Origin of the sequence: Helicobacter sp. MIT 03-1616 (genome assembly GCF_000765685.2) — a bacterium.
Classification (GTDB): Bacteria; Campylobacterota; Campylobacteria; order Campylobacterales; family Helicobacteraceae; genus Helicobacter_C; species Helicobacter_C typhlonius.
This window is the reverse complement of record NZ_JROY02000011.1, coordinates 16,961-29,698: the sequence shown is the minus strand read 5'-3', so window position 1 is coordinate 29,698 and position 12,738 is coordinate 16,961. Positions and strand designations below refer to the sequence as shown.

Sequence of the window (12,738 nt, the reverse complement as noted above, 5' to 3'; positions counted from 1 at the left end):
GATGAAATTTATTATATAAGGCAAGGAGATTGTGCTTAAGATTCTAACTCACCTTGTGCGCTCATCACGCGCACATCATCACATAATCTACGCGCCACTTCCTCATCGTGTGTGATAAGCAAAATACTCGCTCCTGTGCGCTTTTGCCACTGCTTTAAATATTCCACCACCGCCAAAGATAGCTCATAGTCAAGTCCAGAAGTGTTTTCATCAAGGATAAGTAATTTTGGCTCGACACAGAGGGCACGAATAAGGCATATTCGCTGTGCCTCTCCACCCGAGATACTTCCAACCTGCCTAGAAAATATATCCTCTGGCAATGCCAAGTCTCGCGCCAAAGCCTTTAGTCGCGCTATACTCTCCTCCTTGCTTAAATGCGAGAGGTATTGAAGCGACTCGAGGCAATTTTCAAGGCAGGAATAATAAGGATTCAGTGAGCCTATGCAGTCTTGAAATAGAATCTGCACTTGCCTATAAAAATCCCTTCTTGTCTCTATGTTTTTAAGTTTCAATAAAGCAGAATTATACTCCACGACACCACGCGCACCATTTTCATCTTTACTTGGGTGCAAAAGCCCACACGCGATTTTAGCCAATGTGCTCTTACCACAACCACTCTGCCCCATAATCGCTAGGCTTTGATGAGATTGCATACGCAAGTTAATATGCCTTAACACCTGCTTTGTGCGTGTGCCAAAGAGACGATAAGAGGTGTAGGAATAGGACACATTTTTAAGCTCGAGCATTTTCACTCCTTTGTGCGCATATTTGCGCTAAATGCCTCATTGTAGGTGTTTGTGCGCCCTCTTTCATTATTTTGCCCTGCAGAATCTGCGCAGATTCTATAATCCTCCCCTGCTCCATTACATAGACATATGTTGCATTATCCGCTACCGCCGCCAAATCGTGCGTGATAAGCAAAATACCAAGATTATGTGAATCTTTCAAGTCTCGCAATGTGCGCAAAATCTCATAGGCTATGGGCTTGTCTAAGTCGCTTGTAGGCTCATCGGCTATAATAAATGGTGCTTGTGTAAGCAAAGCAAGAGCTATCATCACGCGCTGAAGCATTCCCCCGCTTAGCTCAAATGGATAAGCAGATAAAATATTAGAATCTAGCCCCGCATTCAATAAACATTGTCTAATAAAATCACTATCATAGGGCTTATATAGTGCCTTGCAAGTCTCTTTAAAATGATAATTGATACTCAAAAGCGGATTGAAGCAAGTGCGCGGATTCTGCATAATACACGCAAAAATCACGCCTCGATACAAGGCAGGATTTATGAGTTTATCATCGAGCTTAACGCTCCCATCTTGCTGTGTAAGGTTAGGAGAGATAAAGCCCTGCAAGGCAAATGCGCTAAGAGACTTACCACTACCACTTTTGCCAAGCAGTGCGCTACACTCTCCCCTATAAATTCGCACAGAATCCACACTAACAAGCTCATTTTCATAAGATTTGATGCGCAAATGTTCTAATTCTAAGCTTTTTGCGCTTTGAATCTGCACAGATTCTATAATTTGCGTATTTTTTGACACAAAGTCTTCAAGCTTATGCGCAAAACCAAAGCTATCTCGCAGACTCTCCCCTATCATATTTGCCAAAGCCACACAAACAAAAAGTGCCAAGCCCGGATACACAATCAACATAGGATAATCCCATAGATAATCTTTTGCCTCGCTCAACATAATGCCCCATTCAGCAGTGGGTGACTGCACACCAAGTCCCAAAAAAGATAATCCAGCAATATGAAGCATAATGTGCCCTATATCCATACTTGCCAAAACAGCGCATTGACTGATGATAGGGAGCATCAAATGCCTTTTGAATCTCTGCAAACTCCCCGCCCCAAAGGTAAAAGAGAGCAGGACATATTCTTTATTTTTGAGACTAAAGACGATACTACGCACAATCCGCGCATACCACGCCCAATGTGTGAGAATAATCGCAATCATCACATTTTCTAGCCCACTCCCAAGCACACCGACCAAAAAGAGAGAAAGTGCGATAGTTGGCACACTCATAAAAATATCGCATATACGCATACACAGCGCGTCAATCCTCCCACCAACAAAGCCAGACAATCCTCCCACACTAATACCCAAAATCACAATAAAAACCAAAATCACCGCAGCACAGCCTAATGAGAGTCTTGCTCCATAGAGAATACGAGAGAAAATATCCCTACCCAAATAGTCGCTCCCGCACCAATGCGCCGCACTCGCAGGAGCAAGAATATTATCCAAATCCTGCATATCAGGCGCATAAGGTGCAACAAAAGGTGCAAAAAATGCTAAAAGCGCGATGATACCCATACCCACAAGAGCGCATTTGCCCCACCAGCTCATCGCCCTCATATCTCGCCCTTTGCATCAAGTGCGTAATTTTGCCTACGCATACGCGGGTCAAAAAGTGCATAGAGTATATCAACAAGCACATTACACAGCACAAAGGTTGCACCCAGCACAACAATAAAGCACTCAATCACCGGAAAATCGTGATTTGCTATGCCCTGAATACTATATAGCCCAATGCCGGGCAGTCCAAACACGCTTTCAATCACAAGCGCACCGCCTATAAGCTCACCTATATGCATACCCATTGCGGTAAGAATTGGCAAGAATGCGTTATAAAAAATATGCGTGATATAAAGCCTCAATCCCTTTATTCCACGCATTCTCGCATATACAATATGCCTCTCCTCCTGCACTTGAAGCATATTTGCCCGAATGAGACGCGCTAAGACACAAATAGACATAAGCGCGATACTAAGGCTTGGCATAATAAAGCTTTGCGCACCCTCAATTCCCACCGCAGGAAGCCACCCAAGATACACACTAAAAAAGAGCATAAGCAAAAAGGCAAACCAAAAATTTGGCATACTCACACCAACAAAGCAAAAGATTCTAATTACAAAATCTATGAATCGATTGTGATAATACATTCCTAATATTCCCAAAGGCAGGGCAAAGATGAAAGTCAAAATGAATCCGCACAACACAAGCAAAAGTGTGTTTGGTAAAAAATGTAAAAAATCCTCGCTCACACTCCGTCCGGTCATATACGATGTGCCAAAATCAAGCTTTATAGCGTCTTGAAGCCATAGGAAATATTGTGTCAAAATTGGTTTATCAAGTCCAAAACTTGCTCGAAGTTCCTCCACAAGTTCGGGCGTGGCGGGGAGATTTGAAGCTATAAGATAGCTCATCACAGGGTCGCTCCCGCCAAGCCGCAAAAGCACAAATACCCCAAAAGATACAAATAACACGATAGGCACTATCCACGTTATCCTATACAGCACAAATTTTTTCATACACACCTCGTTTAAGTTTTAGAATCTTAAAAATTCTTGCTTTTTACTTTAAAAGTCTACTCTTATCTTGGAATCCATTTTTAGAATCCGCACTTCTTTTTGAAAAACATTTGCAAAAAGCCTTACCCTATTTTTTAGAATCCTCATAAAACTCCCAAAATGGCACTTCATAGCTAGAAACACCCATATCAATGCCTTTAATCTTTTTGTGTGCTATAGCTTTATTTCTTTGATTGCTAAGGGGCATATACACACCGCTATCCTCTAGCATAAAGATAATGCGCTCTAATGTGTCTTTAAAAGCCTTAATATGAGGATTAAGCGCAATGAGCTTTCTTATCTCCTCATCAATGAGAGGCTTTGTTGGTAGCCCCTGCTGCGCGGCATAGTCGATGTGGCTAGGTATAAGCATAGAGTGCAAGATAGTCAAAGGATCATAGGGCGCACCCCAAGTATCCCTAAAAGCTATGTCAAATGCCCCATTGAGTAGTCTATTCATATAGATACTATACTCACTCGCGCTTATATGCACTTTCACGCCAAACGCTTTCAAATCGCTTTGGATAATTTCAGCCATCATCTTTTGCGCCGGATTATCACCTATATAGAGGATTTCTATACCCCTTTGCCTTGAATCTGCAAAATGTTTTCGCAAAAATGCCAATGCCTCCTCTTGCTCACTCGCGCTTATACTATGCGCCTCTTCACAAGCCTTGCTTGGCTGAAACATACAATCTGTTGTATCCTGTAAGCCACTATACACCGCTTTTATCAACCTTTGCTTATCTATGCCATAGCCTAGAGCCTTACGCAAGGTGCGCTCTAATTCCGTATTACCGAGCTTGAAAGCGGGTGAGGCGGAATTAATCACAAGATTAGTTGTATAAATGGGCGGACTTAGATAAGTATGAAACTGCGCGCCCCTTTGCATACTCTTAAAAATTTCTAACGGAATCTGGTCGTTCCCATAGATCATATCAATCTGCCCACTCTTTAGTGCGGCAATTTTTGAGCTCGGGTCATAAATCACTTTCAAAATTACCTCATCATAATAGATGCCATTATAGGCGTCCTTATCCCAATAGTGAGGATTTTTCACCAATGTATCACTCACACCATACACACTTTTAGCCAACATATACGCGCCCGTGCCAATGGGTTGTGGATTGTGCTTTATCAAGTCTAAATCTTTAGGCATAGCACTTGGTGCTAAGAATCTAAAAGGACGCGCCACTGCGAGTTCATCTAATGTCGGGCTATAAGGCTTTTTAAGAATCAAGCGCACTTTGTGGGGCGCGAGTTTTTGTGCGGATTCTAAAGCTACAGCAAGCCCACTCCACGAATGTCTTGCTCGATTTTTTAACACAGATTCAAAGTTTTTCACCACCGCGTCAGCGTTAAACTCCTCACCATTTGAGAATCTCACCCCCTCACGCAGGGTAAAATCATACTGCAAAGCATCTGTGCTAATCTCCCACCTAGTAGCAAGACTTGGCACAATCTTGCCCCGCTTATCCACACGCACCAACCCTTCATACACCGCATTTTGCGCAAACATTGCATTACCCTGATAACCTTGAGGATTTAGCGCACCGATATTCTCCGACACCGCTACAATGAGGGTATTTTTTCCCCATACCACGCCTATATACATAAAAAATACGATGATTACGCGCATATTTATCCTTAAGATTCTAAGCTTTTGCAAGATTTATAAAACCCAAAAAGCAGTAGTATATCATATTAAAAATAATAAAAAATAAGTATAAGTAATATTTAAGTTGTGCTATAATAAATTATGTATTATATCTTATTACATAAGGCAATACTATGTTTTATCTCCCTCGCTTTGTTGCCTCCTTGTCATTTTTAAGCTTGTTTGTCCTCACACGTTGCGTCAATGCCTATGGTATAGAGTCCTATACATTCAGTCCATCTATCGTCAAAGAGAGTGCGCTTGCCACCGATGTGGAAAAAATCCCGGGCAACGCAAGTGTGCTAAATGCGAGGCAGATTCAAAATATGCCAAATACCAAAATCGCCGATACGCTTAAAAAACTTGCTGGTGTGCGCGTGGATAATGATACAAGTTTCAATCCTCGCCCAAAAATAAAGATTCGCGGTATCAATTATGGCACACTGCTTATGCTTGATGGAGTGATTTTGAGCGATTTGGAAGGAGAGAGCAGAATCTTAAATCAAATTTCACTTTATGATGTAGAACGCGTGGAGGTGGCGCGCGGGACATTCTCTAGCCTCTATGGTGCAGGTGCGATTGGTGGTGTAGTAAATTTCATCACTGCAATGCCAAGCGAATTTTCATCTCAAATCATCATAAGCTATGGTGATGAGTTTGTCAAAGATACCGCGGATAAGAATCTTATCCGCGCCTATGCGAATGTAGGCGATGTGTTTTTCGATAAAAAGCTAAGGCTCAAGCTTAGTGCGGGATACACACAAAGCGAGGGTTACCCAAGCTTTCCCACCACACTGCCAAGTGGCATTCAAGCCCCCAATGACATAAGCGGTATTACAACAGACAAGACAGGAAATCTCATCATTGGTGATGGAGGCAAGCGAAACTATCACGTTTATGATGTGCGCTTGAAAGCAGAATATGGCATAAACGATTCTCATATGCTCTCCGCTATGCTTAGCTTCTCTAATCACAGCTATAAATTCAAACATTTCACAAGCTACATCACCGATAATGCGGGGCAAAGCACAAACCTTGTAGATGGCAAAGATTATTTTGTAGGCTCGGGGATTGGCGGTATAGGCAATTATTCTCATCTACTTGGGAATCTCACCTATGAGCACGATTTTGACAGCTCCTCGCTCAAACTCTCTTTTTCATCAATGAATCTCTTTAGCCTTTGGCAAGACGCAACACAGGGCGAGGGCAATAGATATGGCGGAGCAGGAGGGACGCAGGATATAGATTCTACAAGCAACTATATAGATATTATCTATACTATGAATCTTGGCAGTCGCCACACACTCATTAGTGCCGCGCAATTTCGCTACTATGACTTCGTGCAGCATAATCGCAATATGACAAATTGGAAAGTCTCCAGCACACGCACAGATACTTATAGAAGCTATGGCGGCAAGGCTTTCGTAGCATCGGCATTTATGAATCTTCATTCTAGTCTTTCACAATCACTCTCTAGCTCACTTGGAATCCGCTATGACTATTGGCGTAATTACGCAGGGTATCTCACCAATACGCTTAATCCCACTACAAATCGCCACAATCAAGGTGCAATCGCCTCTATCCTTAGCCCGAAACTCTCGCTCAACTACACACCAGAATCTACACAAGGACTCATCTTTAAAACTTCGCTTGGCTCGGGCTTTAGAATGCCAACTATGAGGGATATGTATCAATTCACACACGGCAACACTTTTTGGGAGATTAACCCCGACTTAAAACAAGAGAGTGCGCTAAGCTTTGATATAGGCGCAGAATACTACAACAAAAGCTTTGAGGGCAAACTCTACTACTACGATACCGAGTTATGGGATATGATTTACCGCTCTGGCGCGGGAAATCAAAATAATCCATATAAAAATATTAATGCAGGGCGGGGGAGGATTCACGGCGCGGAGCTAAGCGCGCAAGTGCCGATTATGCGCGATGTATTTATAGAGGGCAACTACACGCTTACACTTGCTAAGATTCTAAAAAATGACGCAAAGCCTAATACAGAGGGCAAACAACTCGCCGCTACGCCAAAGCATATGGCAAATATTGCGCTAAATTACTTTCCACAATATGGATTCTATGGCTCAATTTGGGCATATTATGCACCGGCATTTTTCGCAGATGATATGAATACTCCCGCGCTTAAAAACACCTATGGGAATTATGAGGCGCAATTCACGCTTAATGCAAAATGTGGCTACAACTTCAAAAATGGCATTGACTTATCAGCAAGTTTTGCTAATATCACAAACAATCGCTACTATGACTTCTATCGTGTAGCTGGGGCAAGTTATGCGCTGCAATTGCGATATAAAATATAAGGAAGATTCTAAGCAATGCCCTAAAACTTACAAAACTTGCTTTTAAAATCTACTTACCGCTCTATTTTTGCTGATATTTTAGAATCAAGCTAGATTCTCACATTTGCTACATATCCTTTGCATAATGCGCAAGAAACTTAAGCGACTTAAGAGTGATGTTGGATATAATACGCCCTTTAAAATATATTTTAAAACATAAGGGGATTGCAATGCAAAAAGATTCTAAAATCTTTGTTGCTGGACATAGGGGACTTGTAGGCTCAAGCATACTTGAATATCTCAAGCAGCAGGGCTATACGCAACTTATTGCCAAAACGCGCAATGAGCTTAACTTGCTCTCTTCTAGCGCGGTGGAAGATTTTTTTAGCACCTATCGCCCCGAATATGTCTTTTTAGCTGCTGCAAAAGTGGGTGGGATTCTAGCAAATAACACTTACCGCGCAGATTTTATCTATGAGAATCTCGCTATACAAAATCACATTATCTACAATGCTTATAAATATGGTGTTAAAAAGCTCCTTTTCCTTGGTAGCTCGTGCATTTACCCAAAAAATGCTCCTCAACCTATGGGCGAAGATGTGCTACTTACAAGTGAGCTAGAATACACAAATGAGCCTTATGCGATTGCTAAAATCGCAGGAATCAAAATGTGTGAAAGCTTCGCCTTGCAGTATGGTTGCGACTTTGTCTCTGTAATGCCTACAAATCTCTATGGCAATAATGATAATTTTGATTTAGAAACCTCCCACGTCCTCCCTGCACTCTTGCGTAAAATGCACCTTGCAAAACTCTTAGAGCAAAAGCATATACAAGGCTTAGAGCGCGATACAGGGCTAAATGGCACAGACTTACAGGAGTATTTAGCGCGATTTGGCATAGAGGATTCACAAGTGAGTATTTGGGGCGATGGCACACCTCGTAGGGAATTTCTCCACGTGCGAGATATGGCAGAAGCCTGTGTATTTGTAATGGAGCGCATATCTTTTAAAGACCTCGCCACCACTTGTGCGCCGCAGATTCGCAATACCCACCTCAATGTCGGCTATGGCGATGATGTAAGCATATACGAACTTGCGACATTGGTAAAGGATATTGTGGGATTTAATGGCAAACTCGTCTTTGATAGCACTAAGCCAAATGGCACGCCACAAAAACTTATGGACACAAGCAGACTAAACAAGCTCGGTTGGCAGGCAAAAATCTCTCTTAGAGAGGGTATAGAAAGTGTGTATAGGCATTATCTTAACAAACAAAAGGAGATTCTATAAATGCAAAAGCCACGCATTGTTTTAAAGGTAGGCTCATCAAACCTCTGCAATGGCAAAATCATTGACAAAACGCAGATTCAAGCCCTTGCAAATATCATTAGTGAGCTAAAGACGCAATATGATGTCATTTTGGTAAGCTCTGGTGCGGTGGCAAGCGGACACACAGAGCTTACTATTGATAGAAATATCTTACAAAATAAACAAGCCCTAGCAAGCATCGGGCAACCCTTGCTTATGGAATCTTATCGCAATGCCTTTTTGCAGCACAATATCACAATCGCCCAACTATTGCTCGTATGGCGCGATTTTGATTCAAGACGACACACAGATTTTGCCAAAAACACCATAGACACGCTTTTATCGCATAATGTGCTACCAATCATCAACGAAAACGATACAATCGCCACAGATGAAATTGTATTTGGCGATAACGACAGGTTAGGCGCGTATGTGGCGCATTATTTTGGCGCAAAACTGCTTGTGATTTTAAGCGATATTGATGGCTATTTTGATAAGAATCCTCATCAATTCCCTGATGCCAAGATTCTACCAATCGTGCATAGTATTGCACCAAGTGCCTTGCAAGAAAACCACACGCCAAATGAGAGCTTTGCCACAGGGGGTATTGTAACCAAACTTCTAGCGGCTGATTTTTTACTCAAACATAACAGAATGATGTTTTTAAGCAATGGGCGCAAACTCGATATTTTACGCGATTTTCTCCTGCATAAAAAGCATACTTCTGGCACACTTTTTTGCTCAAGTGATATTAAGGAGTGGATTCTATGAGACTTATCCTCGCCGGGACTCCTGCGTTTGCGTGGGAAATTTTTGCCCCGCTATTAGACGATGATTTTTTTGAAATTGTTGCGCTTATTTGTCAGCCTGATAAACCCTTTGGGAGAAAAGCCGAGCTAAAACCTCCACACACAAAGGCAATGCTCCTGCAAAAAATAAAGACAAACCTAAAGCAAGATTCTGAATCTATGCCACATATTTTTCAGCCTAGCAGTATTACGCAAGATTTTATTGAAAATATGCAGATTCTAAAACCCGATATGATACTTGTTGTAGCGTATGGGAAGATTCTACCCAAAGCTTTTTTAGACATTGCGCCTTGTATCAATATCCACGCTTCTATCTTGCCTTTGTGGCGTGGGGCAAGTCCTTTGCAGCAGATGATTCTCTCTCAAAGCCCATACTTTGGCATAAGTGCGATGAGAATGGGTGAAGAACTCGATAATGGCGATATTCTAGGCATATCTTATGTTGCAAATACACAGCAAAATATTACGGAGCTTTCCTCACAACTTGCTGAATCTGGAGCAAAACTCGCGACATTTGTATTGAAAAACTTTGAAAAAATCGAGCCCTTAAGGCAAATTGACGCGGATTCAAGCTATTGCACAAAAATCAAAAAAAGCGATGGTTTTATGTGTTTAGAATCTGCACAAAATGTGTATAAAAGCTACCTTGCCTATTGCGAGTGGCCCCATATCTTTATCCAAAGCGTGAAAGGCTACACGCTCAAGCTCTTTGATGTGAGCCTTATAGAATCTAATGAATCTCACAATGCGGGTGAGATTCTAAAAATCGGGGATTCAAGTATCGTTGTGGGCTGCAGAAGCGGGAGCTTAAATATTGACTCTTTGCAGCAGGAGGGTAAAAACAGACTTGAAGCGGCACTCTATCTGCGCGGTAAGCACCTAAAAATAGGCGATGTGTTATGCTAGATTCTCACCTTACAGGCTTTGATAGCGCATTTATCGCGCTTCTTAATTCGCGCATTTATCACTTTGATACATTAGAATCCACACAGACTTACGCCATAGAGATGATTAAAGAAGACAAGCTCAATGTGCCATTTTGCATTAGTGCAAAAACACAAAGCAATGCCATAGGGAGCAGGGGCAACCAATGGGATAGTGTGCCAAAGTCTTTACTTTTCTCCTTTGCCCTGCCCTTAAAAAGTCTGCCACAAGACTTGCGTTTAGAATCGAGTTCGATTTTTTTTGGTGTAATTATGCGCGAATATTTGCGCTCCCTTGGCTCACAGGTGTGGCTCAAATATCCAAATGATTTATACAGAACAGATTCTAAAATTGGCGGGATTCTCACTCAAAAGGTGAAAGGCAACATTGTGTGCGGAATAGGCATCAATCTCTACTCTGCAAATACCGAACAAAACACGCAATATGCGACTTTAGAAGAAACTATAAGCGCAAATATCGAGCCTGTGCGCTTTTTGGAAGATTTTTTCAAAAGCTTTGAAAATTTTGTATCGTGGAAGCAGATTTTTAGTATTTATAAGCTAGAATTTTACAAGAATAGCTCCTTTTTCTTTCACTTAGGTAAAGAGAGGATGTGTTTAAAGGACGCTATTCTTAATGAAGATGGCTCTTTAAGTATTGATGGAAATAAAATTTATAGCTTACGATAAGGAGAAATTATGTGTGAAATAATAGCTATAGCGAACCAAAAAGGCGGAGTTGGCAAAACAACCACAGCTGTAAATCTTGCAGCCTCCCTAGCCTCTGCTAATAAAAAGGTGCTTGTGATTGATTATGATCCTCAAGCAAACGCAACTACAAACTTTGGTATCCGCCGCAATAAAATAGAATCTGATATGTATCACGTGCTTACGGGCTCAAAGAAGCTGTCTCAAATTATTCTCAAAACTGATATTCAAAACCTCTATCTTGCACCCTCAAATATTGGTCTAGCAGGTATCGAAAAAGAATTTTATAATAAGAATAATATGAAAGGGCGCGAACTCCTCCTTAGTAAGAAAATCGATGAGGTTAAAGAGGAATACGATTATATTGTTATTGATTCTCCGCCTGCGCTCGGCTCTCTCACGGTTAATGCCCTTGCTGCGTCTGATTTTGTTATCGTGCCTATACAATGCGAATTTTTCGCGCTTGAGGGTTTGGCACAGCTACTCAATACAATCAAGCTCCTTAAGGATACAATTAATCCACGATTGAAAATTAAAGGATTCTTGCCTACTATGTATTCTGGACAACACAATCTATCAAGGCAAGTCTTTGATGAGCTTAAAGAGCATTTTAGTAAAGAGTTGTTTAAATATGAAGATGACTACATCATTGTTCCACGTAGTGTGAAGCTCGCCGAATCTCCTAGCTTTGGCAAACCCATAATGCTGTATGATAATCGCTCAAATGGTAGTGTGGCGTATGAGAATCTCGCACGCACAATATTACAAGGGGCATAAACACAATGAGTAAAAAAAAGTTAGCAATCGGCAGGGGGCTAGGCGCGATACTTTCTGAAACAGCAGAGGCTTACGAGCAAAGTCTCAGCGATAATTCCTCGCCCGTGCTTGAACTCGATATTGATATTATTAAGCCAAATCCCTACCAACCGAGAAAAACTTTTAATACTCAAGCCCTGCAAGAACTTTCTGAATCTATACTTGAACATGGCTTATTGCAACCTGTCGTTGTATATGATAATGGCGATGGAGATTATATTCTAATCGCTGGTGAGCGCAGACTCCGCGCCTCAAAGCTTGCGGGATTGAGTAATATCAAAGCCATTGTGGCAGAGATTGATTTTAAACGCTTAAGAGAACTTGCCATCATTGAAAATATTCAACGCGAGGAGCTTAATCCTATCGAGTTGGCACTCTCATACGAGGAGCTTCTCAAGGAGTATGGTATTACCCACGAGGAACTATCTAAACGTATCAATAAATCACGCACACAAATTACAAACACTTTACGCCTTTTACAACTTAGTGATGAAGTCAAGCAAATGCTGAATGAGGATAAAATCTCGCAAGGACACGCAAAGATGCTTGTTACACTAAATGCAGATAAACAAAAGCTCGTAGCAGACTCTATCATAGGGCAAAAGTTAAATGTGCGTGATACCGAAACACTCATAAAAAAAATAAAAGAAGAGCCAAATAAGACTAAAAAATCTCCCAAAGAATATATGCGAAATATCAATAATAAGCTGCTTACAGAGCTTCAAGATGAACTCAAATTGCTTGGCATACAAAGTCAAACAAGCTCATCAAAAATTACCATTTGTTTCCAAAATGATGCCGAAATTGCAACCTTGATAAAAAAAATATCAAAATGATACGCACTTTAAGG

11 protein-coding genes are annotated in these 12,738 nt (G+C 41.4%); 7 read left to right on the top strand and 4 right to left on the bottom strand.

The genetic code is table 11. The features are described from left to right. Positions 1 to 35: 35 nt before the first annotated feature. The 4 genes from LS67_RS07800 to LS67_RS07785 form a co-directional block, all read right to left on the bottom strand. On the bottom strand, positions 36 to 746 hold the full coding sequence (locus LS67_RS07800; RefSeq protein WP_034326886.1) for an ATP-binding cassette domain-containing protein: 711 nt from the start codon (positions 744 to 746) through the stop codon (positions 36 to 38). Then, positions 733 to 2,361: a nickel ABC transporter permease subunit NikC gene (gene nikC, locus LS67_RS07795; RefSeq protein WP_034326880.1), complete on the bottom strand. Its 1,629-nt coding sequence runs from the start codon at positions 2,359 to 2,361 to the stop codon at positions 733 to 735. The genes LS67_RS07800 and nikC overlap by 14 nt, the downstream gene beginning before the upstream one ends. Then, a complete protein-coding gene (locus LS67_RS07790) occupies positions 2,358 to 3,317 on the bottom strand; it encodes an ABC transporter permease subunit (RefSeq protein ID WP_052082121.1) in 960 nt (319 codons plus the stop codon). Before LS67_RS07790 ends, nikC begins: the two co-directional genes overlap by 4 nt. A gap of 127 nt (positions 3,318 to 3,444) precedes the next feature. Next, positions 3,445 to 4,995: a nickel ABC transporter substrate-binding protein gene (locus tag LS67_RS07785; RefSeq protein ID WP_034326878.1), complete on the bottom strand. Its 1,551-nt coding sequence runs from the start codon at positions 4,993 to 4,995 to the stop codon at positions 3,445 to 3,447. Positions 4,996 to 5,147: 152 nt separating this feature from the next. Between LS67_RS07785 and LS67_RS07780 the strand changes: the two genes are divergently transcribed. The 7 genes from LS67_RS07780 (at position 5,148) to LS67_RS07750 (ending at position 12,724) form a co-directional block, all read left to right on the top strand. Then, entirely contained in the window at positions 5,148 to 7,346 is a 2,199-nt protein-coding gene (locus tag LS67_RS07780; protein WP_034326876.1) for a TonB-dependent receptor, read from the top strand. A 209-nt stretch (positions 7,347 to 7,555) separates the two neighbouring features. Continuing rightward, a complete protein-coding gene (locus LS67_RS07775; RefSeq protein ID WP_034326875.1) occupies positions 7,556 to 8,614 on the top strand; it encodes a GDP-L-fucose synthase family protein in 1,059 nt (352 codons plus the stop codon). Next, a complete protein-coding gene (proB, locus tag LS67_RS07770; protein WP_034326873.1) occupies positions 8,615 to 9,403 on the top strand; it encodes a glutamate 5-kinase in 789 nt (262 codons plus the stop codon). It abuts the gene before it with no gap. After that, positions 9,400 to 10,347 carry a methionyl-tRNA formyltransferase gene (locus LS67_RS07765; protein WP_034326871.1) on the top strand — a complete coding sequence of 316 codons (948 nt, stop codon included), beginning with the start codon at positions 9,400 to 9,402 and terminating at the stop codon, positions 10,345 to 10,347. The genes proB and LS67_RS07765 overlap by 4 nt, the downstream gene beginning before the upstream one ends. Continuing rightward, positions 10,341 to 11,054 carry a biotin--[acetyl-CoA-carboxylase] ligase gene (locus LS67_RS07760; RefSeq protein ID WP_034326870.1) on the top strand — a complete coding sequence of 238 codons (714 nt, stop codon included), beginning with the start codon at positions 10,341 to 10,343 and terminating at the stop codon, positions 11,052 to 11,054. The genes LS67_RS07765 and LS67_RS07760 overlap by 7 nt, the downstream gene beginning before the upstream one ends. 9 nt (positions 11,055 to 11,063) lie before the next feature. After that, positions 11,064 to 11,849 carry a ParA family protein gene (locus tag LS67_RS07755; RefSeq protein WP_034326867.1) on the top strand — a complete coding sequence of 262 codons (786 nt, stop codon included), beginning with the start codon at positions 11,064 to 11,066 and terminating at the stop codon, positions 11,847 to 11,849. A 5-nt stretch (positions 11,850 to 11,854) separates the two neighbouring features. Further along, positions 11,855 to 12,724 carry a ParB/RepB/Spo0J family partition protein gene (locus LS67_RS07750; RefSeq protein ID WP_034326866.1) on the top strand — a complete coding sequence of 290 codons (870 nt, stop codon included), beginning with the start codon at positions 11,855 to 11,857 and terminating at the stop codon, positions 12,722 to 12,724. Positions 12,725 to 12,738 lie beyond the last annotated feature (14 nt).